Genomic DNA, 25,505 nt, shown 5'->3' with positions numbered 1-25,505 from the left:
AGCACCCCGGATACGCGAACTCCTGGGCCTTAGGGCCCAGGAGTGGCGAGAAAGTACGAAAGCGGGGTCTGTCAGCCGACCTGACTGTGGCGGGCGCGACGTGCGGCGAGCTCGTCGACCACTCCGGGATCGGCCTGCGGTCCGGGCTCGCCCCGGTCGGTCGGCAGCGCGGACAGCGAACCCTCCAGCTCGCGCCAGACCTTGCCGAGCGCGATGCCGAACACGCCCTGGCCGCCCTGGACCAGGTCGATCACCTCGTCATCGGAGGTGCACTCGTACACCGAGGCTCCGTCGGACATGAGGGTGATGCGGCTGAGGTCCTCGACACCGCGGTCACGCAGGTGCTGCACCGCGAGCCTGATCTGCTGCAGCGAGACACCCGAGTCGAGCAGTCGCTTGACGACGCGCAGCACGAGGATGTCTCGGAAGCCGTAGAGGCGCTGGGTCCCGGAGCCGGTCGCCGACCGCACCGTCGGCTCCACGAGGCCCGTCCGGGCCCAGTAGTCGAGCTGGCGATACGTGATGCCGGCCGCCTTGCATGCGATGGGACCGCGGTAGCCCGCGTTCTCGTCCAGGTCGGCGATGCCGTCAGCGAACAGCACGCCCTGATCCACGATGACGGGAACCCGCTTCTCGTCTTCCTCTGCCATCGTTCCTCCCCAGAGCTTCAACCTGTGGTTCAAGGTTAGAGGTACATGGCCCCTGAACCCGCGACATCCTGGTTTCACGGTACCGCGTGTCGCGCCGCCACGACCGGAGCCACGCGGCCCGTCGCCTCTAGGACAGTGAGGCGCGGCGCAGCGCGGCCGCGAAGAGCGCGACTGAGGCGTCAGCCATCGCAGTAGCCGCGCCTTCCGCGCCTTCGGCGTCTCCCCTGGCCCTGCGCGGACCGGCGACCGCATGCGCGAGCTCAGCCTCCCTGTCGGCGGCTCGCACGAGCGCGCGCAGGGTGCGCACATCTCCCCCGGCCTCGAGGTAGCCACGCGCCGCCACGATCGCGTGCACGCCCTCGGACTCGAACCCCGAGGTGGACTCCTGTCCGAGGAGCCCCGAGTCCGCGCACGCGTCGACCACCGAGCGGTCCACGCCAGCGGCACGCGCGAGCTGATCCCGGTCGAGGTAGGCGGGTGTCGCGTCCTCCGTGGGTCGCGGGCTCACCGCCTCATGCATGGTTCCAGCATCGAGCGCCTCGAGACGCTCGGCGATCACCGCGAGCGGGCGGTAGTGATCGCGCTGTTGGCGCAGCACGAAACGCACACGTTCCACGTCTGCGGGCGAGTACTGCCGATACCCGGACGGCGTGCGCACCGGAGACACGAGCCCGTGCGAGTCGAGGAAGCGGAGCTTCGACGGCGTGAGCGTGGGGAACTCCGGCTGGACGAGCCTCAGGACATCAGAGACGCGCAGCAGCGGCTCGTGCGACAGCTGATGGGGCCACGTCCCCTCCGCGGCCCGCGCGTCAGCGCCTTGGCGCGCGCGAGGCTCCGGCGAGGAGGCGGCGTGAGCGGCGAAGGGCATCGAGACCTACGCGCGACGTCCCGGGTAGAACGTGAGCCGGTACTTGCCGATCTGCACCTCGTCGCCCTCGTGCAGCTCCGCCTCGGCGACGGGCTCCCGGTTGACGTAGGTGCCGTTGAGCGAACCGGAGTCCTTCACGGTGAAGGCGGTGCCCTGCCGCACGAACTGGGCGTGCTCGCGGCTCACGGTGACGTCATCGAGGAAGATGTCGCCCGAGACGGATCGACCAGCGGTCGTGACGTCCACGTCCAGCAGGAAGCGCGCGCCGGCGTTCGGTCCGTGGTGCACGATCAGCAGCGCGTGGTCGTCGGCGAGCGCGTCGACCGCCGCCTGGTCCTGCGGCGAGAGACGGTAGGGGCCGGTGTCATCGCTGGCAGGGACGCCCGAGCCGAGCGACATGGTGCGCTCGACGGGGCTCTCGTCGTAGGTCATGGTCTCTCCAGGCATCGAGGGGGCACTTGCATTCTAGGCGGGTGAGGCGTCGCTCTCCTCTGCGGCGCGCGCGCTGTCCGCCACCCGCGAGAGCACATCGCGGACATAGCCCACGCCGGCCCACCAGTACACCACCGCTGCGAGGCTGGCACCGACGATCGCGATGGTGTGGAGCACATCCACCCGCTCGAAGGAGACGTAGGCGAGCGGGAAGAACACGTACAGCGCGGCGGTCGCGGCCTTGCCCACATAGGTGACGTGCGGCGACCTCACGCGCTTGGACCAGCCGTAGAGCAGCACGACCCCGACCATCACGTCGCGCGCGAGCAGCACCAGCACGAGCCACCACGGGATGATGTCGCGCGCGAGCAGCCCGAGCACGACCACGATCGTCAGGAGCCTGTCGGCAGTGGGATCGAGGATCCGGCCGAGCTGCGTGACCTGGCCCCAGCGCCGCGCCAGGAACCCGTCAAGGAAGTCCGAGACCCCGGCAGCCGCCAGCACGACGATGGCCCACCCGTCCTGCTCGGCGACGAGAAGCGCACCGAAGACCGCGACGAGGACGATCCGAACCACGCTGATGAGGTTCGGAATGGTCCAGATGGCGCGAGAGGTCTCCACGCCGCACGAGTCTAGACGTGCCTCGTCGTTGGAGGTGTCAGTCCTTGAGACCCTTCTCGGCCATGACCTTGTCCACGGTCTCCGCCGCGACCTTCGCGGCCTCGTCCTCGGTGGCGCCGCGGGCGATCTCCTTCGCCCGGATCTGCTCGTAGGTGTAACGACGGGTGTCGGTCGCGTTGCCGTCCATGACAGCTCTCCCTTCGCAGTGGGCGGACCGCGGTGTCCGCACCTCCAGCGTAGCCGCGAGGCCGTGCCGAGGCGCGACCGCAGCGCACATGAGGCTCAGGGCGCCGGGGCCTCGGCGATCAGCACGGCGTCGAGCCGCTCCACCGTCCGACCTTCCCTGACCGAGGTGCGAGGTCGCGAGGCTGCGCGCACCGCCCAACCGTCACCGAGCTGGAGCGATCCCGCGAGTGCTTCGGCGGTGAATCGCTGGTCGCGATGCGGTCCCTGCAGCGCCTCCGGCTCGTCAGGGTGGTGACCGACGACCAGCAAGGTGCCGCCCGGGGCCACGGCGCCGGCTGCCGCGCGGAGCACGGACTCCCTCAACGCGGCCGCCTCATGCAGGTAGTGGCACGTCACGAGGTCCCAGCGCAGCTCGGGCCACCACTGGGAGAGGTCCGCTTCGACGAACGTGGCGCGCGAGCCGACCGAGCGCCGAGATGCCTCCTCCCGTGCGCGGGCGAGCGCGGGAGCGGCGCCGTCGATGCCTGTCGCACTCCACCCGTGCTCTGCAAGCCAGAGAACATCTCCGCCCTCGCCGCATCCCAGGTCGAGCGCGGTGCCAGGCTCGAGCGCTGAGGCGACCTGCTCGAGCGCGGGGTTCACGTGTCCGGACCACGCGGCACCCGCCGCGTAGCGGGCGTTCCAGAACTCGCGCCGCTCGTGGTCTGGAGCTGGCAGCCGGAAGTCGTCAGGATGGTCCACGGCCCCACCCTAGGCCCGGCGCGCCGCGGCGAGAGGTCCCGGTTGGGCCTCGCTACTCTGGAGGTATGACCGAGATGCCGCTTGACGAGCGCGAATGGGCGCTGTGGAGATCCTTCGCGCTGATGTCTCGTCAGCTGTGGAATCGCGTCGAGCAGCGGCTCCAGGCCGATGCCGGCATCTCGGCGGCCGACTTCGAGATCCTTCACGCCCTGTCCACCGCGGAGAACCAGCGTGTGCGAGTGGGCTCGCTCGGCGAGATGCTCATGTGGGAGAAGTCCCGCATCTCCCACCAGGTCTCGCGGATGGAGCGCCGTGGGCTGGTGGAGCGCGTGGTGTGCGAGGAGGATCTCCGCGGCACGTGGGTAGGGCTCACGCCGGAGGGCAGCCAGGTGCTCGAGCCGGCGCTGCTCGTCTTCGCCAACGCCGTCCGTGAGGCCTACACCTCGCGCATCACCCCCGACATCGCGCCGCAGTTCGCCACCACGCTGATGCGCGTGGTGATGGCTACCGATCCGACCGCTTGACGCGTGGACGTCGCCGTCATCGGCGCCGGACAGGCCGGTCTGGCCGTCGCGTATCACCTGCGGCACCTCGGCGCACGGCTGACAGTGCTGGACGCTGGGCCTGGCGCGGGAGGCGCGTGGCAGCATCGATGGCCTTCGCTCACCTTGGGCCGCACCCACGCCCTTGCGGATCTGCCTGGGATGCGCGAGGCGGGTCTGAGCTTCTCCGACGCCGCGGCTGGACGGCCCGCGCGCGAGGTGGTGGCGGAGATCATGAGCGCCTACGAGGCCGCGTACGACCTGGCCGTCGCGCGCCCGGCGCGCGTCGACAGCGTCAGCAGGTCCGGCGGGTTCTTCACGCTTGAGACAGCGCCGGGCAGCGTCGTCCCTCGCCTCGAGGCGCCAGTCGTGGTGAGCGCCACGGGCACCTGGACGCGACCCCGAACGCCCGACCTCCCGGGAGTGGATGACTTCGCGGGCCTGCAGGTCGACACCCCGTCCTACCCAGGAGCGGCGCGCTTCGCGGGGCTGCGGGTCGCGGTCGTCGGTGGCGGACTCTCCGCGATCGGCTTCCTGGACGAGGTGTCCACCGTCGCGGCTGGCGTGCGGTGGTACACGCGCCGCCCTCCGAGGATCTTCGAGGACACCACGTCGGAGCTGGGCCTCAACCGGGGGCGCGCGGCCGTCGCGGCCCAGGACACGGCTGCGCGTGCAGGCGAGCCGCTTCCCTCGATCGTGGCGAGCACGGGCATCCCCTCGACGCCTCCTGTACGACGGCTGCGTGCCAAGGGGCTGCTCCACGCGACACCCATGCCTCGGCGAGCAGTGGCGGACGGGTTCCAGGAGCAGGACGGCACCGTGTGGCAGGCCGATGCGGTGATCTGGGCGCTCGGCTTCTCCCCCGCCCTCGATCACCTTGAGCCGCTGGGGATCCGCGAGCCGGGAGGCGGCGTGAAGGTCGACGACAGCAGGGTGGTGAAGGTCCCGGGACTGCTGCTCGCGGGGTACGGCGGTCAGGCGTCGACGATCTCCGCGGCGCGGGCGGCGAGAAGGACGGCCTGGCGCGTCTCCGCCTTCCTTGACGGCACCGAACCGTGGCCGGTCTGAGGGGTTCCGCCGACGACGTGTGGGACGACGCCGGCGGAACCCGCGTCGCTACAGCCGGGCGGCGATGGCGCGAGCGGCCTCGAACGGCGTCCCGTACCGGTGAGCCGTGAGCGACACCGCCTGCTCCCGCAGGAACGGCGTGAGCTCGAGATGCGGAGATGCCGTCACTGCGTGATCGAACACCGAGACGACCGTGTTGCCGACGAGCCGTCCCACGGCGCGGACCCTCGTCCCCTCGTGAGCCGACGCGCGCTGCAGGCACATCGCGTCGTCCTCCAGACGCAGATCGATGTCGAGCTCGTCCAGTGCGAGCGCGAGGGGGCCGGGCAGCGGCACGGGAGCCGAGACGACGCCCTCTCCCCCGGTGACGAAGTGCGCCGCACAGGCACGGATCAGATCGTCGGTAGAAGCCTCGCCGTCCCAGCGGATGTCGACCTCCGCGGGCCGGTAGCGCAGTGCGTCCACCTCGCATGCGAGCCCGCTGCGATCAAGAGCGGCGCCGTACTGCTCCTCCCACGCCACCTCGTCGGCCGCGACAGCGCTACGCACCCACGCAGGAGCCTGCGCCCTGTCGAGGAACGCCTTCAAGCGAGGGGACCGTGGCTCCGCCTGAGCGATCTCCGTGCGCTCCCAGTCGACCAGTGACGAGAGGTAGTGCGGCCCGCCTGCCTTGAACGTGGGCCCGACGACTGAGCGCTTCCACCCCCCGAACGGCTGGCGCTGCACGATCGCGCCCGTGATCCCACGGTTCACGTAGACATTCCCTGCCTGCACCCTGTCGATCCAGTGCGACACCTCGGCGGGGTCGAGCGAGTGGATGCCGGCGGTGAGGCCGTAGTCGACGGCGTTCTGCACCTGGAGCGCATCGTCGAGCGTGCCGACGGCCATGACCGACAGCACGGGGCCGAAGCACTCGGTGAGGTGGAAGAAGGAGCCCTGTCGGGTGCCCGCCTTGAGCGCGGGGGTCCAGGAGCGTCCGGAGTCGTCGAGCGGGCGCGGCTCCACGATCCAGCGCTCACCCGGCTCGAGCGTGGTGAGGGCGCGTTCGAGCTTGCCCCGGACGGGCTCGATGACGGGGCCCATCTGCGTGCTGGCAGAGTCGGCGGGGCCGGCGGTCAGCGAGCGGACCGCGTCCTCGAGCTGCGTGAGGAAGCGGTGCGAGGTGGCCACCGAGCCGACGGCGATCACGAGCGACGCAGCCGAGCACTTCTGGCCCGCGTGGCCGTACGTCGACGCCACGATGTCCCGGACCGCGAGGTCGAGGTCTGCGGAGGGGGTGACGACGATGGCGTTCTTCCCGCTCGTCTCGGCGAACAGCTTGAGGTCGGGCCGGATCGACAGGAAGCGTGCTGCGGTCTCGAACCCGCCGGTGAGGATCACCTGGTCCACGCGCGGGTCGCTCAGCAGGGCGTCGCCGAGCTGCTCGGGATCGATATCGATCAGCCGCAGGACCTCGCGGGGCACTCCCGCCGCCCACATGGCCTCGGCGAGCACGGCGCCGCATCGAGGCGACTGCTCGGCGGGCTTGAGGACCACGGCGCTTCCTGTCGCGAGGGCGGCGAGCGTCGAGCCGGTGGGGATCGCGACAGGGAAGTTCCATGGAGGCGTGACCACTGTGACCTCGCGCGGCACAGGCCGTGCGCCCTCGAGACCCTCGAGCTCGACGGCCCGCTCGGCGTAGTAGCGCGCGAAGTCGATCGCCTCGGAGACCTCGGGATCCGCCTGGTCGACGGTCTTGCCCGCCTCGGACATCATGACCTCGACCAGCGCGCCGCGACGCTGCTCCAGCTCCTGGGCGACGCGACGCAGCACAGCGGCCCGCGCCGCGGCTCCCTGGCCCGCCCACGAGGGTGCCGCGCTCTTGGCCGCCGTGACCTCGTCGGAGAGCGCGTCAGCGGACTCGATCCGTGCGGCCGCGAGCGTGTCGACTCCCAAGGTCGAGGTTGCAGACCTGGCGCGGATGGCGTCGGCCCAGGCCCGTGAGGAGGCGACCGAGGGGTCCATGTCAGCGGCGTTGGTGAACGGCGCGTCATCAGTCCCGGGCTCGGGTCGCTGGACGTCTCGATACGAGTCCACGACGGGCTCGGCGGCGAGCTTCCATGACTGGAGGAAGCGCGACTCCTCGCGAGCGAAGACCTGCGGGTCCGCGTCGAGACGGTAGAGCGAGGACATGAAGTTCTCCTTGCTCGCGACCTCCTCGAGCCGCCTCACGAGGTAGGCGAGCGCGACGTCGAACTCCTTGGGGTGCACCACGGGCGTGTACAGGCGCAGCGAGCCGACATCCTTCGCGACGGCCTTGGCGACGTGCTCACCCATGCCGAGGAGCATCTCGAAGTCGATCGCGTCGCTCACACCGCGCTCGGCCGCGAGCAGGTGGGCGTGCGCGATGTCGAAGAGGTTGTGCCCGGCGACCCCGATTCGGACGGCCCTGGTGCGCTCAGGGGTGAGCGCGTAGTCCAGCAGGCGCTTGTACTGGGCGTCGGACTCCGCCTTGGAGCCCCACGTGGCGAGCGGCCAGCCGTGGATCTCGGCGTCGACCTTCTCCATGGACAGGTTGGCGCCCTTGACCAGGCGGATCTTGATCGGGGCTCCACCGTCCTCGACACGGGCGGCGGCCCACTCCTGGAGACGATGCATCGCCGGGAGCGAGTCAGGCAGATAGGCCTGGAGCACGATGCCGGCGGTGAGCGATCTGAACTCCTCCTCGCCGAGCAGCTCCATGAACACGGCCGTGGTGAGGTCGAGGTCCCTGTACTCCTCCATGTCGAGGTTGACGAAGCCGCCGGCGGACCGGGCTCTGCGCAGCAGCGGACGGAGGGTGTCGACGATGTGGCCCACGGACTCGTCGAGCGCCCACGGGTTGTGCGGGGCGATGGCTGCGGAGACCTTGAGCGAGACGTAGTCGACATCGGTCCTCGAGAGGAGCTCCTCGGTGCGGGCGAGCCTGCGCGAGGCCTCCTGCTGTCCCAGGACCGCTTCCCCGAGCAGGTTGACGTTCAACCGGTGGCCGTCGCGGCGCAGCCGGGCGAGCGCTCCCCCGAGCCGCTTGGGGGTCGCGTCGACGATCAGGTGGCCCACGAGCGTGCGGACGGTGAGGCGTGCGGCGCCGACGACGAGCCCGGGCATGAGGCGCGACGCGACGGAGCCCAGCGCGAGCGCTCCCCTCTGCCACGGTGCGAGCCGGCCTTCGCTCTGGCGCGAGAGTGCGCGAAGACTCCGCGCGGCCACCCGCCTGTCCTCGGGCCGGATGACCTCGTCGACGAACTGCGTCAGGAACGCGAGTCCGCCTTCGCGGTCGAGCAGGTCGGCGAGCATGGCCGCTGCGCCGGTCACCCGGTACCGTCGCGAGTCCTCGAGCCAGGCGCGCACCTGCGCGGTGACAGCGTCGGGCGTGTGGGAGGCGACGTCGTCATGGTGCGACGAGGGTGCCGTCCTGGTCATCGTTGCTCCTCCGGATGCTTCCATGACATCACAGTCTGGGTGCGATGTCTGTTCAGCACCAGTTCACGTTGCTTCGCAATAAGGGGTAGTGATGCTTAACTGATTCCATGCTCGATCTGACCCGCCTCTCGATGCTCAAGGAGTTCGCCCAGCGCGGCACCATCGCGGAGGCCGCCGACGCCATGGGATACACCTCCTCCGCGGTCTCGCAGCAGCTGTCCACGCTCGAACGGGAGGCCGGGGTGCCGCTGACGGTCCGCACCGGCCGGCGGCTGCGGTTGACCCCGGCAGGCGAGCGGCTCGTGGCGCGCGCGGACGAGCTGCTGTCCGTCATGGAGCGCGCCGAGGCGGAGCTCCGCACCGAGAGCGGAGCGGTCGGTGGCACTGTACGGCTGGCCGTGTTCCAGTCGGCCGCGCTCGCGTTGATCCCCCGGGCGCTGCAGGCGCTTGCACAGTCCCACCCCGGCGTGCGGGTGAACGTGACACAGTCCGAGCCCGGGGCCGCGCTGGCCGAGACGTGGGCGAGGGACTTCGACCTGGTGGTCGCGGAGGAGTACCCCCATCACTCCGCACCGCACTATCCCGACATGGTGCGCAGCACGCTCGTGAGGGACGAGATCCGCCTGTGCGTGGCCGGGCCCTGGGAGGAGGCGCGGGCCCTCGGCGACGTCGCGTCGGCACCGTGGGTGATGGAACCCCGCGGCACCGCTACTCGACACTTCGCTGAGCAGGCCTGCCGACTCGCAGGCTTCGAGCCCGACGTGCGGTTCGAATCGGCCGACCTGCAGTCGCATGCCGCGTTCATCTCTGCAGGCCTCGCAGTCGGCCTGCTGCCCGGCCTGATGTGGGCGCGCCCGGAGCTCGTCAGTCATGCACGGCCTCTGTCCCCTGCGGTGTTCCGCGGGGTCTTCACTGCGGCACGCGCGGTCTCCGCCACGGATCCCGCCGTCGTCGCGCTGAGGCGCGCCCTCGAGGAGGCGGCGCGAAGCGTGGGAGGCGAGGATGCGACGGTGGGCGCCGTCACTCCTGGAGAGTAGCGCTCTCGAGACTCACGTCTATCGCGCCGAGCGCCTTCGACATGGGGCAGTCCTCCTTGGCCTGCTCCGCGATCCTCGTGAACTCGAGCACCTCCATCCCCGGCACATGCGCGTGGACCGTGAGCATGCTCCACGTGATCCCCTCGCCCGGCACGAACTGGACCCGCGCGTCGGTGCGCATCTCGAGCGGCGGCGTGCCGTTCTGCTCGAGCGCGTGTGAGAGCGCCATGGCGAAGCAGGCGGAGTGAGCGGCTGCGAGCAGCTCCTCTGGAGTCGTCGACGTCCCTTCTCCCGTGGACCGCTTGCGCCAGTCGACGGCGACGTCAGCGTTGCCTGACTCGAGGCTCGTCCGTCCGTTTCCGTCCGAGAGTCCGCCTTGCCATCGGGTGGTCGCCTTGCTGGTGATCATGGTGATCCGCTCCCTCCTGCTGGGTGATGTGGCCGTGCGCTTTCAGTCTTTCACCTGGTTGCCACGCATGCGACGTGAGCGTGTCCGGGTGTTACGGGTGCGTTAATTCTTGGACCCCGTACTTGCCGCGCCCGCCTCGCTACGTGTTCAGTGGCCTCCATTGGACGAACGTCCAAGAATCGAGAGAGGCAGGTAGATGACCACCACACCCGGTTGCGTCGTCATCACAGGCGCGAGCTCAGGCTTCGGGGCCGAGTTCGCGCGACGGTTCGCCGCCGCTGGCGCCGACGTCATCCTCGTCGCACGCCGGCTCGACCGGCTCGGCGTGCTCGCGGAGGAGCTCAGCAGCGCGCACGGCGTGCGCGCGGTGCCGATCGAAGCCGACCTGGCGCTCCCCGGGGCCGCCGAGCGCCTTGTGCGGGAGATCGACGCTCGCGGGATGAACCCGGACGGGCTCGTGAACAACGCAGGCTTCGGCATCGACGGACCGCTCGCCACCGCGGACATCGCCGACGTCTCCGGACTGCTCCAGGTCAACGTGGTCGCGCTCACCGAGCTGAGCGTGCTCCTGCTCCCCCGCCTCCTCGCGCATGAGTCCGCAGTCCTCGTCAACGTCGCGAGCACGGCCTCGTTCCAGCCCTTGCCCCATCTGGCCCTCTACGGAGCCTCCAAGGCCTACGTCCGCACTCTCACCGAGGCGTTGTGGAAGGAGGCTCAGGGAACCGGGCTCAAGGTGCTCGCGCTGTGCCCCGGCCCCACGGAGACCGAGTTCTTCCAGGTAGCAGGATCGGAGCGGTTCAAGGTCGGCCAGATGCTCACGGTCCCCCAGGTCATCGACCATGCCTTCGACGCGCTCGGTCAGCGACGCGCCGGACCCACGCGAGTCGCCGGCTGGCGCAACCGGGTCACGGCGCTCGCCCCCCGACTCGTCCCCACCAGAACCGCGCTCGCCGTCGCGGGCTCGCTCACGAAGGACTGAACCATGGCCCGCATCCCCCTCGAGGAGCGTCGACGACTCCTCGTCGCAGCCACCCTCGCCGTCATCCAGCGCGACGGTATCGCGGGAGCCACCGCGCGGCGCATCGTCCAGGAGGCGGACATGCCCCTCGGTGCGCTCCACTACGCCTTCGACAGCGTCGACCACCTGCTCACGGCCGCCGCGGACGAGGTGACGGCGTCCGAGCGGCTCGTCGCCGAGGAGGGCCTCGCCTCTGCCGGAGACGCGTCGCTGCGCGACGCGATCCACGCGGGGCTCGATCGCTACATCGACCTCCTCGAGGAGCGTCCGGGACACGAGCTCGCATTCCTGGAGCTCATGCTCCACGCCTCACGCGCACGCCTCGGATCCCCGGCCGGGCCGGGGCGCTACGAGGAGTCGTACCGGCTCGTCGCCGCACTGCTCGCGCAGGCTGCCACCGCCGCGGGAGCGACGTGGCAGAGGCCCGTGGGAGAGCTCGCCCGCCACACCGTCACGGTGCTCGACGGCATCACGACGACATGGCTCGCCGACCACGACACCGCCGCCGCACGTGCCACCGCCCGCTTCCACGCCGACGCCCTGGCCGCCCTGGCCACGACGCCCGACCCCAGCTGAGGAGACGAAGTGCTCACCGAGCTCGACCCGCGCGTGACAGCGCACATCAACGCTCACGCGGTCCTGGGCGCCCTGCCCGTGCTGGTCGCACGAGTGCCGGAGGCCGCGCAGGCCCTCGCGGCGCTCGACAAGCCGACCACGGTGCTGTTCAAGGCGCCGGGTGTGGCAGAGGCCGCGTACACCTTCACCCGCGAGGGCGTGACGCCCGGCGCCGCCGCCGGTGCGCGCAAGGTCACGCTGCGCTTCACCTCTCCCGCGCACCTCAACAGGATGGTCGACGGCGCCGCGCAGCCCATCCCCTTCGGGTCGCCTGCGGGGCTGCGCTTCCTGGTCGGACCCTTCTCAGAGCTCGCGGACCTGCTCGGAAGATACCTCCGGCCCGGTCCCTCCGATCTGTCGGACCCTGAGTTCGCCGAGACCTCCACCGTGATGACCCTCCACGTCGCTGCCGCGGCGATCGCGCAGGTCGCGAACCACGACCGGTCGGGCCGGTTCAGCGCCTCGATGGTTCCTGACGGTGAGGTCGCGCTCGAGGTCGGGGACCAGATCGACCTGCGCCTGCGGGTGGACGACTCCGACTTCGCGTTCGTGAGAACCGCACCGAGCGCACCGCCCAGGGCGGCCCTCAGGTTCGCCGACCTGACAGTCGCGGGAGACGTCCTCGCCGGACGGGCATCCGCGCTCGGCTCCATCTGCGACGGCACGTTGGGCATGCGCGGCTACATCCCGATGCTCGACAACGTCAGCCGCATCCTCGACCGCGTCGGCCACTACCTCGGAGACTGAACATGACCCAGACGCCCCTCGCCCCCTACACGTACCAGGCCTCGTTCGAGGCGTTCGACCGTGCGGCCAAGGTCATCCCCGCGGGAGTGCCGGGACACCTCGGTCCCTCGGAGGGATGCTTCATCCCGAACCGTGCGTTCCCCCGTTTCTCGTCGCGCGCCGAAGGCTCCCGCTTCTGGGACATCGACGGCAACGAGTACATCGACTACATGTGCGGCTACGGTCCGAACGTGCTCGGCTATCGCGACCCTGATGTCGATGCGGCAGCGGCGGCGCAAGCCCGCGTCGAGGATGTGGTGACCCTCCCGTCGACCATGATGATCGATCTGGCCGAGCTGCTCGTCGACACCGTCGCGTCGGCCGACTGGGCGTTCTTCGCCAAGAACGGCGGCGACACCACGACCCTCGCGATCATGACCGCGCGGGCGCACACCCGTCGCAAGAAGATCGTCTTCGTCAAGGGGTACTACCACGGCGTCGCCCCGTGGACCCAGAAGCTCGACTACCCCGGCGTCCTTGAGGAGGACGTAGCCCACAACCTGTATGTGCCCTGGAACGATCTCGCGGGGCTCGAGCGCATGTTCCAGGAGCACGAGGGGCAGATCGCCGCGTTCATCTCGACGCCCTACATGCACGGCAACTTCGTGGACAACGTGCTTCCCGCGCCTGGCTACTGGCAGGGCGTGCGCGACCTGTGCGACAAGTACGGCGTGGTCCTCATCATGGACGACGTGCGTGCGGGGTGGCGGCTCGACCTGGCGGGCTCGGACCATCACTACGGGATCGAGGCGGATCTCATCTGCTTCTGCAAGGCGATCGGCAACGGATACAACCTGTCGGCGCTCTGCGGCAAGGACGAGCTCAAGGAATCGGTCGCGTCCCTGACCTATACAGGCTCGTACTGGATGAGCGCCGTCCCGTTCGCGGCGGCGATCGCGACGATCACCAAGCTCAAGGAGATCGATGCGCCCTCGCTGTTCCGGGCGCGCGGCGAGGAGGTGACCTCGGGGATCGTCGCTGCTGCCGCCCGGCACGGTCTCACCATGGTCGCGTCCGGGGAGCCCGCGCTGTTCTATCTGAGGCTCGCCGACGACGACTCGCTCATGCTCCACCAGCAATGGGTCGCGGAATGCGTCCAGCGAGGTCTGTGGGTCACGTCCCATCACAACCACTTCCTCAACGCGTCCCTCACCGACGACGACGTGTCCCGCACCCTTGAGATCGCCGACGAGGCCTTCCGGCTCGTCGCCGCACGGAACGGGTGAGGTGAGGTCATGACCGCGCTCGTCCCCACAGGCGTTCCTCAGCGCACCGAGCGGCTGGGCGTCACCGCCGCGTACGCCGCCCAAGGTCTCAGCTACGCGACGGTGGTGACCGCGCTCCCCTTCTTCCGGGACCGGTACGGCATCGACGAGGAGACCGTGTCGCTCATCACGCTCACCGTGGTGGTCGGGGCGGCCTTCGGCTCCATCCTCGCGGATCGGGTCTCCGTCCGCTGGGGCTCCCGCACCTCGTTGATGCTGGCGCTCGGAGCACAGGCGGCCGCGCTGTGCGTCGTGCTCCTGCCGGTGCCGTTCCCGCTCTTCTGGGCCTTCTTCGGCGTCTACGGCCTGGGCCTGGGCGGCGTCGATGCCTCGGCGGCGATGCAGGCCGTCCTCGTCCAGCGTCGCATCGGCCGCGCGGTCATGGGCTCGTTCTTCGCGACCGCCACGGCGGCGTCAGCGGCGGGCGCGGTGCTGATGTCGGGCGCCTCGGGATCGGCGCTCGGCGCCGGACTGGCTCTCGGAGTCGCCGCCGTGGTCGCCGCGAGCGTCGCCGGCGTGGGCGCGCGCATCTTCGACCGGACGCGCGAGGTGCGCGCCACGACCGCAGAGCAGAAGGCCGCCCGGACTCGCATCCCCACGCTCGGACTGCTGCTGGTGGGCTTCGTGGTCTTCGCAGCCTTCACCGCGGACTCGACCCTGAGCACGTGGACCACGCTGTATCTGCACGACGAGCTCGCGGTCACGGGCACGTGGACCGTCGCGGGGCTCGCCTTCGCGATCGCTCCCTTGGGCTACGGCACCTATCAGGTGGCGACGCTCGTCAGCCGGCTCGGCTCCGATCTGGTGGTGCGGCGCTGGGGCCGGGCGCCGCTCGCGGCCGTCACCGCGATGGTCGGCGCGGTCGGGCTCGCGATGATGGCACTGCTGCCTACGGTCGGCGCGGTGTTCCTGGGGGTCGCGCTGGCAGGCGCGGGGGTGGGCGCGCTCGTCCCGCTCGCCTATTCGGCGGCCGGCGACCTTGAGCCGAGCCGGTCCGACGAGATCGTCGCGAGGGTCAACCTGTTCACCTATCCCGGCTCGGTGATCGGCGCCGTGGTGCCGGGGCTCGTGGCTGCGTCGGCCGGGTATGGTCCGTCGCTCCTGGTGGCGGCAGTCATGCTGATCCCTGTGCTCGTGGCGGTGCCGTGGTTCAGGTCCACCCGCGGCGAGTCGGTTCCGCGAGACGACGCCGCCGAGGGAGCTGTCGTCGACTAGGGTCATCGGGACCATGCGTTCTCAAATGTGAGTGAGTGTCACGTAGAATCGTTGACCATGACTGAAGAACGACCCATCGGAGCACGCGAGGCCGCCCGTCGCCGCGTGCGCGCAGCCCTTGCCGGCGCAGCACGCTCGCTCGTCGTCGAGAACGGCTATGACGAGACCACCATCGAGATGATCGCGGAGAGGGCCGGCGTCTCTCGCCGCACCTTCTTCCGCCACTTCGAGACGAAGGACGCAGTGCTCCTTCACTACTACGACGACCTCGGTGAGCAGATCGCCGACGCGATCCTCGGCATGCCCGACGACATTCCGTCGCTCGCGGCCGTCACGGAGTCCTTCCGCGTCGTGGAGCGCTTCCTGTCCGAGGGGGACGAGCGCGCCTCGCAGTCGCAGCTCGCGCAGATCGTGGCCGAGTCGCCCCGCCTGCACGCCGCGCGGAACTACCGCCGGCGCCACAACGTCGAGCTCGCGGTGCGCGCCCTCATCACGCGCGAGCACCGCGCGGGGCGCGAGATGAGCCAGGTGGCGGCGAGCGCCATCGCAGGCGCTGCGTTCTCGTGCCTCTACGCCGCCGAGAAGGTGTTCCTCACCGACCCGAGCACGGATGCGGTGACGCTGTTCGAGGAGGGCGCGAACGCCCTCGCCGACGCCATGGGCGCCATGCAGGCCTACCAGGCGCGGGAGGCTGCCGTCGCGTGATGCCCCTGCGGCGTCCCGCGCCGGATGGCGCCTGTCAGGCGACCGGCTGCGGGACGCTGCGGATCACGCAGGACTGCTCGCGTCGCACGCGTGCGACGAAGGCCCACCCCAGGAGGACGATCGCGCCGAGCGCGAGGTAGGGCTGGATCGGCTCGAACCACTGGATCGCGCCGGTGTATCCGAGGGCGAGAAGCACGAGCTTGTTGCAGACGGGGCATCCGACGGCGAAGAACGTGACGATCCCGCCGGCCATCCCGAGCCGCCCCTCGCGCTCGCTCCGTGCCTCCTCGGGAGTGGCGACATAGGTGGCGGCGACGAGCCCGGCGAGCACCGAGCTGAGGCCCAACGCCCACCACGACCACGGCGTCGGGGGGATCTCTCGTCCGAAGATCGGGTTCGGGATCAGGTCGGTCGGAATCGCGATGAAGAGGAAGGTCGCGAGTGCGGTGCCGGTGGCGAACCACCACCGGCGGGCGGGCCACTGGCGAAGAGCGTCAATGATCGTCGTCATGCCACCACGATACCCCATGGGGTATTAACCGAGGCGCGCGAGCAGCTCCTCGAGCACGGTGATGACGCCCTCCTCGGCGTTCGAGGGGGCTCGGTAGCGCGCCGCCGCTGCAACCTCCGGGTGAGCGTTGGCCATGGCGAAGGACAGCTCCGCCTCCCCCATCATCTCCAGATCATTGAGGAAGTCGCCGAAGACCGCGGTCTGACTCGGCGTGATGCCCAGAGACCGCTGAAGCGCAGCGAGCGCCTTTCCCTTGTTCACTCCAGGTGCCATCACATCGACCCAGTGATGATCGGAGACGACCACGCGCAGGTGGTCCTCGAACGACGCCAGCGAAGCGGCCGTGCCCTCTGCCCCGCCGAAGTCGTAGACGGCGATCTTGAGGAACTCGTCCTCCGCGGTGCCCAGGTCCTCCAGGACCGTCAACGCCTTGTAGTAGTGCTCCACCTTGCTCAAGAAGGCCTCATCGGTGCGCTCGACATAGGCCGAGCGCTTCCCGCACAGCACGATCCCCAGGTCGGCGCCCGACGCTGCATGCTCGCGCAGCGCCTCGACGAGCGCGGGCACATCCGACGCCGGGAGCGGGCTCGAGCTCACCTCGGCCCCTTCCCTCATGACGAGTGCGCCGTTCTCCGCGATGTAGTCGAGATGGGAGCCCACCTCGCCGAACTGCTTCGCGAGCGTCGCGTACTGCCTGCCCGAGGCGGGAGCGAAGGCGATGCCCCGCCGGCCCAGCTCCTCGAGCAGGGGCCACAGCCGCTCCGGGATGCGCTTGTGCTCGTCGAGCAGCGTGCCGTCCATGTCGCAGACGACGAGCCTCAGGTCGATCGGAGAAGGGGGCAGCTGCACGGTCGGTGGTCCGCCTTTCGTGGGTTCGGAGCGGGGCTGGCACTCGCTGGCATGCTACCTGGCACCGCGAGGTCGACCCGCCGCGGGCCATACTGGGGCGCATGACAGCGCTTCAGTCGATCCACTCGTCGTCCTGGCCCTCGCCCGAGTCGGACAGCACGGAGCCCGTGCTGCTCCTGCTGCACGGATTCGGCTCGCACGAGCACGACCTGGCGGGCCTCGCGCCGATGCTTCCGTCAGGAGTGCCCTGGGCCTCCGTGCGCGCCCCGCTCGAGATGGGCTTCGGAGGCGCTGCGTGGTTCGCCTTGACGCCGCCGACTCTCGCCTACGACCTGGACGAGGTGAACCGGGCGACGGAGGCGCTGTGGGACTGGATCGACGCCCATGCGCCGGCCGGCGCTCCGCTCATCCCTCTCGGATTCTCGCAGGGCGGCCTCATGGCGCTCGAGCTGCTTCGCTCCCGGCCCGAGCGGGTGGCGGGGACGATCGTGCTGTCAGGGTTCGTCGTCGATGCTCCGTCGCCGACGGACGCCCGCCTCTCTGAAGAGCGACCACGAGTGCTGTGGTCCCGCGGTGACGCCGATCCCGTGATCCCGCCCGCCGAGGTGGCGCGCATGGAGCGATGGCTTCCCGCGCACGCCTCCCCCACGATCCGCGTGCACCGTGGGCTCGGGCACGGCATCGATGAGCAGACGCTGGCCGAGGTCGAGGAGTTCGTGAGCGGCCTGACGCAGTAGGCCGCGTGGCACACGGTGTCACGGGTGTCCCGCGTCCGTACTAGACTGACTAGTCAGTACAAAGGAGCGCACATGACAGTCGAGATCTCCACCCCCTCACGCACCACCCACCCGGCCGACGCGACGCCGACGCTCGTCATCGACCGCGCCGCCGTCGCCACCCGACGGGCGCCCGTCTTCGGCCCGGTCACCGCCCGCCTCGACACCCCCGTGACCGTCGTGATCGGAAACCGCGGCAGCGGTCGCACCTCGCTGCTGCTGAGCATGGGAGGGCGCATGCGCCTCACGGGCGGCCGGATCCGCACCCTCGGGCTCGACGTGACCACCCGCGGGCGCGACCTGCGCAGGATCACGGCGCTCGCGGGCTTCGACCCGATCGACCGACCTGATGGCGCGGCGCGTGTCTCGGAGGTGCTCCACGAACGCCAGACGTGGACAGCGCCCTGGTATCGGCGCGTGCCCCGTCCCGCCGAGAAGCAGGTGCATGCTGCTCTGATGCCGGTGTTCGGGGACACGCCCGCACCGCCGGCGGGAGAGCTCGTCCGCGATCTCTCCGAGAGCCAGGACCTGCTGCTCCGCATCGCGCTTGCGCTCGTGGAGCGCCCGCGACTGCTCCTCATCGACGATCTCGATGCGGTGAAGAATCCGGAGCAGCGCGCCCACGTCGCCTCGCGGCTCGAGGCCATCGCTCGGGGCGGGACCGCAGTCGTCGTCGGATCCGCCGATCCGCGCGACGTCGCGCTGTTCGCACCTGAGCTGACCTCCGCACTCCTCCTCACCCGCTGACTCAGCACAGAACGAAGGCCCGACCATGTCCGTCCTCTCCCCCGGCACCGAGCTCACGCGCTTCCGCGCGGGCGTCCTTCCTCGCGTCGCGCTCGGCGTGCTCCTGTTCATCCCGCTCATCTACGGCGCCCTGTACCTGTGGGCGTTCTGGTCGCCCACGGAGAACCTCGATCAGATCGCCGTGGCGCTCGTCGACGAGGATCAGCCGGTGGCGCTCTCCGACGGCACCACGATCGATGCCGGTGCCGAGGTGGTCACCGAGCTGGTCGAGTCGGCGGACCTCGGGTGGGTGCTGACCGATGCCGACGACGCTGCGGAAGGGGTCGCGCACGGCGAGTACTACTTCGCCGTCACGATCCCCGCCGACTTCTCGGCGTCTCTCGCCTCCGTGGACTCCGCTGACCCCGTGACAGCACCGCTCGAGGTGCACTACAACGAGACCAACAGCTTCCTGGCGACCACTCTCGGACGTACCGCGATGGACCGCGTGCACGAGGCCGTCGCCGACACGACCGCGGCGCGCACGTCGCTGCTCCTCATCGAGGGGGTAGACGCGCTCTCCGCCGGACTCTCTGACGCGGCCGACGGCGCCGCGACGCTTGACGACGCGACCACCGAGGTCGCCGACGGTGCCGCAGCGCTCGAGGAGGGCCTGCAAGGACTCGACGCGGGAGCGCAGGACCTCTCCGCAGGCGCTTCGACTCTCGCGGACGGCGCGGGGGATCTCGCCGACGGAGCAACTCAGGTCGCCGCAGGCGCCGGCTCGCTCGCGGCGGGAGCGTCGAGCCTCGCCGATGGCACCGACGCGGTCGCGTCGGGTGCGGAGGACCTCGACGGAGGACTGGCGACGCTGTCCACCGGCGCGGAGCACCTGTCCCAGGGTCTGTCCGCGCTCGACGAGCAGACCGCGACGCTGACGGACGACGCCGCCGCCCTCGACACGGGCGCCACGCAGCTGAGGGGCGCCCTGGGTCTGATCTCTCAGATCGCCGCGGCGGACCCGACCGCGAGCCTGGCTGACGTCGACGCGGCGCTCCGCGCTCAAGGCTCGAGCCTCACCGACCTGGCAGCGGGCGCGTCGCAGCTGGCGCAGGGCACCAGCACCCTCGCCGATGCGGCGCCTGACCTGGTGGGGGCGATCTCCGCGCTCGACTCCGGCGCCGGTGATCTTGCGGCGGGTGCCACGGAGGCGGAGCAGGGAGCGGACAGCCTCGCGCAGGGGGCGCGCGCTGCGGCCAGCGGAGCGCGGGACGTCTCCGCGGGCGCGACGACTCTCTCGGCCGGCGCCTCTGAGGTCTCCGGGGGCGCGTCTCGGCTCGCACACGGCGCAGACGACCTCGAAGACGGCGCCGCGCGGCTTGCCTCCGGCGTGGACGACGCGCTCGGTGGGGGCGTGACGCTGGCCGACGGAGCGGACCAGGTATCGGCCGGTGCGGGCGACCTCTCCTCCGCACTGCGCGACGGCGCCTCGCGCGCCCCGCACTACTCGGATTCCCAAGCGGCGAGCATGTCCGAGGTGATGGCTGACCCCGTGGCGCTCGAGGCCATGACGGAGAACGAGACGCAGGGCTTCGGCGAAGGCTTCGCACCGTTCTTCATCGCTCTGGCGGCGTTCGTCGGCGCGCTCATCACGTGGCTGATCCTCCGTCCGCTTCCGGTGCGGCTGCTGGGCACACGCGCCTCCGGCCTGCGCACGGTGCTCACGGGTTTCGTGCCTGCCGCGCTCCTGGGGCTCGGTCAGACGCTCATCATGGTGCTCGTCCTCGTGCTTCTGATCGGCGTGTCGCCCGTGCACCTCCTCGGTATGACGCTCTTCGTGCTGCTCACGACGCTCGCGTTCCTGGCCCTCCAGCAGATGTTCGTCGTGCTACTGGGGTCGGCGGCTGGACGCGTCGTGAGCCTGGTGCTCCTCATGCTCCAGCTCTCGTCGTCGAGCGGCACCTACCCCGTCGAGACCTCGCCGCGGTTCTTCCAGATCCTCCATCCCTTCATGCCCGCGTCGTACGTCGTGGACGGTCTGCGCGCCATGATCGGAGGCGGCGTCGACGCACGTTTCTGGGCGGCGCTCGCCTATATGGTGGGGCTCCTGGCCGTCTCGCTCACGATCAGCGCGATCGCTGCGGGGCGTCAGAAGGTGTGGACGATCGCACGTCTGCACCCTGAGCTGTCCATCTGACCGCGCGGCCTCCAGGAGGAGCAATGGCACGCCCCAGCACCAGGCAGGCGATCCTCGCCGCTGCCGTCACCGTCGCCGCGCGCCAGGGCATCTCGTCGGCGACGATGGACGCCGTCGCCGACGAGGCAGGGGTCGCGAAGGGCAGCCTCTACTACAACTATCCGAACAAGGACGCGATCTTCGAGGCCGTCATGCGCGACGGCTTCGAGGCGCTGCGGGTGCGTGTCGAGGCGGCCCGACTCGAGTCGCCGGGTCCGGGCGCTCTTGCCGCCGTATCGGAGGCCACGCTCGAGGCGCTGCGGGAGAACACCGACCGAGCGAAGGTCATGGCCGCCGAGCTCTTCCGTACGGATCGCCCGTGGAATGGCGCCGTCGCCTCGGCCCGTGCTGGGCTGGTGGAGGTGTACCTCGTCGCACTGCGTGACTCCCTGCCGGCCTCCGAGACGCGAGGTGCCGTCACGGAGATGACCGCCGGCGCGTTCATGGGTGCGCTCGTCGGCGCCGCGCTGTCATGGCTGGTGCTTCATCCCGAGATGGAGGCGACGGAGGTCGTCGCACAGGTGCTCGCGCTCACTCCCCTGCCGCTGGAGGGACCAGGAGTGGCTCAGTAGGGCTCAGGGTCCGCGGCGCACGCCGGCGCAGGGTCTGCGTCGCAGGTGGGCACGGGTGCAGGGTCGGCCGCGCACGCCGGCGCCGGATCGGCCAGGCAGGCCGTCACCTCGAGGCGTCGGTCGGGGTCGAGCCGTCCCAGGATCTTGAGGCACAGCTGGGCGAGATCCTCCACCTCGTCCTCTGACAGGTCGTCCAGCACCATCGTGCGCACCGCCTCCGCGTGAAGCGGCTGGGTGGACCGCAGCGCCTCACGGCCGTGGGCGGTCAGGACGGCGTTGAAGGCGCGTCCGTCGTCAGGGCACTGCTCGCGGACCACGAAGTCCTTGCGTTCGAGCGCCGTCACCACGCGCGACAGGCGCGGCAGCGTCGCGTTGGTGCGCGAGGCGAGCCTGCTGAGGCGGAGCGTGCCCGAGGGCGCCTCGTCGAGCGCCTCGAGAAGGGTGTACTCGAAGGCGGTCAGCGAGGCAGGTGCGAGCTTCTTGTCGAGCGCGGCCGGAAGCAGCTCCAGCAGCGCATGCAGGCGCGCGATCGCGACGCGCTCCTCCTGCCGCAGCAGGCTGTCCGTGCGTGTGTCCATGCCCCTATCGTAGCGGATAGTTGTATCTACAACAATGATGCGCTACAGTCTCTAGTTGTAGATACAACCAATTGCCCCGAGGGGCGCCCTGAAAGGAAGAGCGACATGACCTCCACCACCATCTTCGGCACCGGCAACATGGCGAACGCGATCGGCGGCCTGCTCGCCGACGGCGGCGCCTCCGTCACCTACATCTCCGAGGGCGAGTCCGGCACCGCTCCGATCACCGGCGACATCGTCGTGCTCGCGGTCCCCTACCCCGCCGTGGACGCGATCATCGACGCATACGCCTCGCAGCTCGAGGGCAAGATCGTCGTCGACATCACCAACCCGCTCGACTTCTCCACGTTCGACTCGCTCGTCGTTCCGGTGGGCAGCTCTGCCGCCGCTGAGATCCAGGCGAAGCTCCCCGCCTCGAAGGTGCTCAAGGCCTTCAACACCACCTTCGCCGCGACCCTCGCGAGCAAGAAGGTCGGCGAGCTCGGCACGACCGTGCAGATCGCGGGCGATGACGCCGACGCCAAGGCCACCCTGGCTGCCGCCGTCGAGGCCGGCGGCGTGTCGGCCATCGATGCCGGCGCCCTCAAGCGCGCGCACGAGCTCGAGGCCTTCGGCTTCCTGCAGCTCACCCTCGCGGCCGCGGAGAAGATCTCGTGGACCGGCGGCTTCGGCGTGGTCCGCTGACCTCCCACCATCACCAGGCCCGGCCGGGGAGCAATCTCCGGCCGGGCGTCGTTGTGCTTGACGCCTGTATCGATTGACTGAGGAGTCCCCCTTGCCACTCGCACGTTCCCGCAGACGCGCCGTCGTCGTCACGGCTGGCGCTGTCGCGCTGGTCGCGATCGCTGCCGTCGTGATCCTGCTCACCCGCTCCGCGTCCGCGGAGTCCATCCCTGCCTCCGCCCTCGGCCCTGGAACCCACATGGGAGCGGTCGAGCTCGCCTCGGCAGACCCTGCTGCGCTCTCGGAGTTCTACATCGATGGAGTCGGGCTTGAGCTTCTCGACTCCCAGGCGTCGGCGTTGACCCTCGGCATGGACGGCGTGGAGCTGCTGCGCATCGTCCCGTCGGACGCTGCCGCCGACGACCAACGCGAGGCCGGTCTCTACCATTCCGCGTTCCTGTACACCGATGAGGCAAGCCTCGCGGCAGCCATCCTGCGCACCGCGACCGTGTACCCGACGTCCTTCGTCGGCTCAGCCGACCACACCGTGAGCCAGGCCTTCTACTTCGTGGACACCGAGGGCAACGGGGTCGAGCTCTACGTCGACCGTCCCGCAGACACCTGGACCTGGACGGGCGGAGAGGTCACGATGGGCAGCTACGCGCTCGACCCCAACGCGTTCATCGCGGAGCACCTGGACGGCGCCGCTGAGGAGATCGCCGCTGCAGGGCTCACCATGGGGCACGTGCACCTGAGGGGCGGCGAGCTCGAGGCGGCGGAGGCCTTCTACGAGGACGCGCTCGGCATGGCTGTGACCTCTCGCTCGGAGGGCGCGCTGTTCTTCTCCGCCGACGGGTACCACCACCATCTCGCGGTGAACGTGTGGTCATCCGAGGGCGCCGGACCACGACCCGAGTCGCGCGGCCTCTCGGAGGTGCGCGTCGAGGTCGCTTCCACCGCCGAGCTCGATGCGCTCGAGCAGCGGCTCGGAGAGCACGGTGTCGCCTACGAGCGAGAGGGCGACGTGGTCACCACGGCTGACCCGTGGGGCACCACGGTGGTCGTGTCCGCGTAGCGTCACCCGCCCACGCGAGGAAGGGCCGCGCCCGGCCGTTGAGGACCAGGCGCGGCCCTTCTGCTCGTTCAGCGCTGTCGGCCCCTCGACACTCGTCGCCACACGTTGGTGTCGGCGAGGTCGAGAAGCTCGTCCCCGCGTCCTGACATGACGGTCTTGAGCGCCCACAGCGCGAAGCCCTTGGCCTGCGCGGTCGTGATCGTCGGCGGCAGCGTCAGCTCCTCACGGGCCGTGACGACATCCACGAGCACTGGACCCGGTGTGGCGAGCGCCTCGCGCAGAGCGGGCTCCAGGTCCTTCCCGTCCTCGACGCGGATCCCGTGGATGCCCATCGCACGAGCGACGGCGGCGAAGTCCGGGTTGTCGAGGCCGGTCGCGTAGGTCGGGATGCCCGCAGCCTTCATCTCGAGCTCCACGAAGTTGAGCGACGAGTTGTTCGAGACGACGATCGTGACCGGCAGATCGTTCTGGGCCGCGGTCAGCAGCTCTCCCATCAGCATGGTGAGGCCCCCGTCGCCCGAGAGTGCGATGACCTGGCGATCACGGTTGTCCGCCTGAGCCCCGAGCGCCTGCGAGAGGGCGTTCGCCATGGATCCATGGTTGAAGGAGCCCAGAAGCCGACGCTCCTTCGTCATGTCGAGGTAGCGGGCTGCCCACACCGTCGGACTGCCCACATCCGCAGTGAAGATCGCGTCGTCTGCCGCGACCTTCGACACGGTGCGCGTGAGGAACTGCGGATGGATCGGCTTCCTGCCGTCGTCGTTCGCCAGCTCGTCCAGGTCCTTGCGCGCCCGCTGATAGTGCTTCACGGCGTCGCGGAGGTGGCGACCCTCGCGTCCCGCTCGCAGGAGCGGCAGCAGTGCCTCGGACGTGGAGGCGACATCGCCGACGAGCCCGACGTCGATCGGGGTCCTGCGGCCCAGGTTCTCGCCGCGGATGTCCACCTGCACGATCGTCGCGTTCTCGGGATAGAACTGGCGATAGGGGAAGTCGGTGCCCAGCATCAGGAGCGCGTCGGCCCTCTCCATCGCGCGGTAGCCGGACGAGAATCCGATGAGCCCGGTCATCCCGACGTCGTAGGGGTTGTCGTACTCGATGTGCTCCTTGCCTCGCATCGCGTGGACGATCGGCGCCTGGAGGCGCTCGGCGAGCGCCATGACCTCCTCGTGGGCCCCTGCGACGCCCGAGCCCGCCAGGATGGTGACCCGTTCCGCGGCGTTCAGCGCCTTGGCGGCAGCCTTCAGCTCACCTTCCGAGGGCGTCACGCGGGAGGCCGAGGCCGTGATCGGGGCCGTGGGGCGTCGCGACGGTGCAGGCTGGAAGAAGATGTCCGACGGCACGGTCACCACCGCGACGCCCTTGCGCTCCACGGCGGCGCGCATCGCGGTCTCAAGCACCCACGGGAGCTGGGAGGCGTCGCTCACGAGCTCGGAGTAGACGGAGCACTCGCGGTACAGCTCCTGCGGGTGGGTCTCCTGGAAGTAGTTGCTCCCGATCTGGTCGAGCGGGATGTGCGACGCGATCGCGAGCACCGGGACGTGATTGCGCTGCGCATCGAAGAGGCCGTTGATGAAGTGGAGGTTCCCCGGACCCGAGCTGCCCGCGAGCACAGCGAGCCGGCCGGTCACGTCGGCGTCCGCGCCCGCCGCGAAGGCGGCCGCCTCCTCGTGCCGCGTGTGCATCCATTCGATGCGTCCGTCCACGCGCAGCGCGTCTGTGAGCGCGTTGAGCGAGTCGCCCGCGATGCCCCAGATGCGGGTCACCCCCGCGCGCACCAGTGTGTCGATGAAGGTGTTCGCCACCGTATCGGCCATCGTCCGTGCCTCCGTCCTGTGAGAGTCATGGCGCGCCAGGCGTCGCGCCGCATAATATGTGTACGCCGCGTTCATTAAGTGTATTCCCGTCTCCCTCGAGCGCTGC

General features: G+C 70.1%; 27 protein-coding genes. 15 read left to right on the top strand and 12 right to left on the bottom strand.

Annotation, left to right across the window (positions count from 1 at the left end; genetic code table 11):
• Positions 1 to 71 precede the first annotated feature (71 nt).
• The 6 genes from QQX04_RS09905 to QQX04_RS09880 form a co-directional block, all read right to left on the bottom strand.
• Positions 72 to 650: a MerR family transcriptional regulator gene (locus QQX04_RS09905; RefSeq protein WP_301128700.1), complete on the bottom strand. Its 579-nt coding sequence runs from the start codon at positions 648 to 650 to the stop codon at positions 72 to 74.
• Between the two features lie 127 nt (positions 651 to 777).
• Entirely contained in the window at positions 778 to 1,518 is a 741-nt protein-coding gene (ftsR, locus tag QQX04_RS09900; protein WP_301128698.1) for a transcriptional regulator FtsR, read from the bottom strand.
• A 6-nt stretch (positions 1,519 to 1,524) separates the two neighbouring features.
• On the bottom strand, positions 1,525 to 1,950 hold the full coding sequence (locus QQX04_RS09895) for an FHA domain-containing protein (RefSeq protein WP_436968476.1): 426 nt from the start codon (positions 1,948 to 1,950) through the stop codon (positions 1,525 to 1,527).
• Positions 1,951 to 1,983: 33 nt separating this feature from the next.
• Positions 1,984 to 2,571 carry a CDP-alcohol phosphatidyltransferase family protein gene (locus tag QQX04_RS09890; RefSeq protein ID WP_301128696.1) on the bottom strand — a complete coding sequence of 196 codons (588 nt, stop codon included), beginning with the start codon at positions 2,569 to 2,571 and terminating at the stop codon, positions 1,984 to 1,986.
• A 37-nt stretch (positions 2,572 to 2,608) separates the two neighbouring features.
• Positions 2,609 to 2,758, bottom strand: a complete 150-nt coding sequence (locus QQX04_RS09885; RefSeq protein ID WP_301128695.1) for a hypothetical protein — start codon at positions 2,756 to 2,758, stop codon at positions 2,609 to 2,611.
• A gap of 95 nt (positions 2,759 to 2,853) precedes the next feature.
• Positions 2,854 to 3,498 (bottom strand): class I SAM-dependent methyltransferase, encoded by a 645-nt coding sequence (locus tag QQX04_RS09880; protein ID WP_301128694.1) that lies wholly within the window; start codon positions 3,496 to 3,498, stop codon positions 2,854 to 2,856.
• Between the two features lie 65 nt (positions 3,499 to 3,563).
• Between QQX04_RS09880 and QQX04_RS09875 the strand changes: the two genes are divergently transcribed.
• Positions 3,564 to 4,022: a MarR family winged helix-turn-helix transcriptional regulator gene (locus tag QQX04_RS09875; RefSeq protein ID WP_301128692.1), complete on the top strand. Its 459-nt coding sequence runs from the start codon at positions 3,564 to 3,566 to the stop codon at positions 4,020 to 4,022.
• 3 nt (positions 4,023 to 4,025) lie between these two features.
• Complete coding sequence (locus QQX04_RS09870; RefSeq protein WP_301128691.1) at positions 4,026 to 5,108, top strand: flavin-containing monooxygenase; 1,083 nt, start codon at positions 4,026 to 4,028, stop codon at positions 5,106 to 5,108.
• 48 nt (positions 5,109 to 5,156) lie between these two features.
• Here QQX04_RS09870 and QQX04_RS09865 read toward each other — a convergent pair whose 3' ends face one another.
• Complete coding sequence (locus tag QQX04_RS09865) at positions 5,157 to 8,549, bottom strand: bifunctional proline dehydrogenase/L-glutamate gamma-semialdehyde dehydrogenase (RefSeq protein ID WP_301128689.1); 3,393 nt, start codon at positions 8,547 to 8,549, stop codon at positions 5,157 to 5,159.
• 107 nt (positions 8,550 to 8,656) lie between these two features.
• On the opposite strand from QQX04_RS09865, the gene QQX04_RS09860 reads away from it, so the two are divergent.
• Positions 8,657 to 9,586 carry a LysR family transcriptional regulator gene (locus QQX04_RS09860; RefSeq protein ID WP_301128687.1) on the top strand — a complete coding sequence of 310 codons (930 nt, stop codon included), beginning with the start codon at positions 8,657 to 8,659 and terminating at the stop codon, positions 9,584 to 9,586.
• On the opposite strand, the gene QQX04_RS09855 is transcribed toward QQX04_RS09860, so the two are convergent.
• Positions 9,570 to 9,995: an OsmC family peroxiredoxin gene (locus QQX04_RS09855; RefSeq protein WP_301128683.1), complete on the bottom strand. Its 426-nt coding sequence runs from the start codon at positions 9,993 to 9,995 to the stop codon at positions 9,570 to 9,572. The two genes, QQX04_RS09860 and QQX04_RS09855, sit on opposite strands and share 17 nt — an antisense overlap.
• Positions 9,996 to 10,191: 196 nt before the next feature.
• Between QQX04_RS09855 and QQX04_RS09850 the strand changes: the two genes are divergently transcribed.
• Genes QQX04_RS09850 through QQX04_RS09825 form a run of 6 tightly spaced genes read left to right on the top strand, consistent with a single transcriptional unit; the run spans position 10,192 to position 15,599 of the window.
• Positions 10,192 to 10,974, top strand: a complete 783-nt coding sequence (locus QQX04_RS09850; protein ID WP_301128680.1) for an SDR family NAD(P)-dependent oxidoreductase — start codon at positions 10,192 to 10,194, stop codon at positions 10,972 to 10,974.
• Positions 10,975 to 10,977: 3 nt separating this feature from the next.
• Positions 10,978 to 11,589: a TetR/AcrR family transcriptional regulator gene (locus tag QQX04_RS09845; protein WP_301128679.1), complete on the top strand. Its 612-nt coding sequence runs from the start codon at positions 10,978 to 10,980 to the stop codon at positions 11,587 to 11,589.
• A gap of 9 nt (positions 11,590 to 11,598) precedes the next feature.
• Positions 11,599 to 12,375 carry a hypothetical protein gene (locus tag QQX04_RS09840; protein ID WP_301128677.1) on the top strand — a complete coding sequence of 259 codons (777 nt, stop codon included), beginning with the start codon at positions 11,599 to 11,601 and terminating at the stop codon, positions 12,373 to 12,375.
• 2 nt (positions 12,376 to 12,377) lie between these two features.
• The gene (locus QQX04_RS09835; RefSeq protein ID WP_301128675.1) at positions 12,378 to 13,640 is read left to right on the top strand and encodes an aminotransferase class III-fold pyridoxal phosphate-dependent enzyme; all 1,263 of its coding nucleotides are present in this window, start codon (positions 12,378 to 12,380) and stop codon (positions 13,638 to 13,640) included.
• A 9-nt stretch (positions 13,641 to 13,649) separates the two neighbouring features.
• Positions 13,650 to 14,894 carry an MFS transporter gene (locus QQX04_RS09830; protein ID WP_301128673.1) on the top strand — a complete coding sequence of 415 codons (1,245 nt, stop codon included), beginning with the start codon at positions 13,650 to 13,652 and terminating at the stop codon, positions 14,892 to 14,894.
• Positions 14,895 to 14,951: 57 nt separating this feature from the next.
• Entirely contained in the window at positions 14,952 to 15,599 is a 648-nt protein-coding gene (locus QQX04_RS09825; protein WP_301128672.1) for a TetR family transcriptional regulator, read from the top strand.
• 34 nt (positions 15,600 to 15,633) lie between these two features.
• Here the strand turns inward: QQX04_RS09825 and QQX04_RS09820 are convergent, their stop codons facing one another.
• Both QQX04_RS09820 and QQX04_RS09815 read right to left on the bottom strand, forming a co-directional pair.
• Complete coding sequence (locus QQX04_RS09820; RefSeq protein WP_301128670.1) at positions 15,634 to 16,110, bottom strand: hypothetical protein; 477 nt, start codon at positions 16,108 to 16,110, stop codon at positions 15,634 to 15,636.
• A 24-nt stretch (positions 16,111 to 16,134) separates the two neighbouring features.
• The gene (locus QQX04_RS09815; RefSeq protein WP_301128668.1) at positions 16,135 to 16,959 is read right to left on the bottom strand and encodes a Cof-type HAD-IIB family hydrolase; all 825 of its coding nucleotides are present in this window, start codon (positions 16,957 to 16,959) and stop codon (positions 16,135 to 16,137) included.
• Between the two features lie 101 nt (positions 16,960 to 17,060).
• Here QQX04_RS09815 and QQX04_RS09810 point away from each other — a divergent pair, with 101 nt between their 5' ends.
• From QQX04_RS09810 to QQX04_RS09795, 4 genes are all read left to right on the top strand, one after another.
• Positions 17,061 to 17,696 (top strand): alpha/beta hydrolase, encoded by a 636-nt coding sequence (locus QQX04_RS09810; RefSeq protein WP_301128666.1) that lies wholly within the window; start codon positions 17,061 to 17,063, stop codon positions 17,694 to 17,696.
• A gap of 72 nt (positions 17,697 to 17,768) precedes the next feature.
• A complete protein-coding gene (locus tag QQX04_RS09805; RefSeq protein ID WP_301128664.1) occupies positions 17,769 to 18,482 on the top strand; it encodes an ATP-binding cassette domain-containing protein in 714 nt (237 codons plus the stop codon).
• 25 nt (positions 18,483 to 18,507) lie between these two features.
• Positions 18,508 to 20,658, top strand: coding sequence for a YhgE/Pip family protein (locus QQX04_RS09800; protein ID WP_301128661.1), 2,151 nt, complete (start codon positions 18,508 to 18,510; stop codon positions 20,656 to 20,658).
• A gap of 23 nt (positions 20,659 to 20,681) precedes the next feature.
• Complete coding sequence (locus QQX04_RS09795; RefSeq protein ID WP_301128657.1) at positions 20,682 to 21,269, top strand: TetR/AcrR family transcriptional regulator; 588 nt, start codon at positions 20,682 to 20,684, stop codon at positions 21,267 to 21,269.
• Here the strand turns inward: QQX04_RS09795 and QQX04_RS09790 are convergent.
• A complete protein-coding gene (locus tag QQX04_RS09790) occupies positions 21,263 to 21,847 on the bottom strand; it encodes a MarR family winged helix-turn-helix transcriptional regulator (RefSeq protein ID WP_301128656.1) in 585 nt (194 codons plus the stop codon). The two genes, QQX04_RS09795 and QQX04_RS09790, sit on opposite strands and share 7 nt — an antisense overlap.
• A gap of 105 nt (positions 21,848 to 21,952) precedes the next feature.
• Here QQX04_RS09790 and QQX04_RS09785 point away from each other — a divergent pair, with 105 nt between their 5' ends.
• Together QQX04_RS09785 and QQX04_RS09780 are read left to right on the top strand one after the other, a co-directional pair.
• Positions 21,953 to 22,531 carry an NADPH-dependent F420 reductase gene (locus tag QQX04_RS09785; RefSeq protein WP_301128654.1) on the top strand — a complete coding sequence of 193 codons (579 nt, stop codon included), beginning with the start codon at positions 21,953 to 21,955 and terminating at the stop codon, positions 22,529 to 22,531.
• A 91-nt stretch (positions 22,532 to 22,622) separates the two neighbouring features.
• Positions 22,623 to 23,585: a VOC family protein gene (locus tag QQX04_RS09780; RefSeq protein ID WP_301128652.1), complete on the top strand. Its 963-nt coding sequence runs from the start codon at positions 22,623 to 22,625 to the stop codon at positions 23,583 to 23,585.
• A gap of 68 nt (positions 23,586 to 23,653) precedes the next feature.
• Here QQX04_RS09780 and poxB read toward each other — a convergent pair whose 3' ends face one another.
• A complete protein-coding gene (poxB, locus tag QQX04_RS09775) occupies positions 23,654 to 25,399 on the bottom strand; it encodes a ubiquinone-dependent pyruvate dehydrogenase (RefSeq protein ID WP_301128650.1) in 1,746 nt (581 codons plus the stop codon).
• Positions 25,400 to 25,505 lie beyond the last annotated feature (106 nt).

Source organism: Demequina zhanjiangensis, from assembly GCF_030418315.1.
Lineage (GTDB): Bacteria > Actinomycetota > Actinomycetes > Actinomycetales > Demequinaceae > Demequina > Demequina zhanjiangensis.
This window is presented reverse-complemented; position numbering and strand designations above follow the sequence as displayed.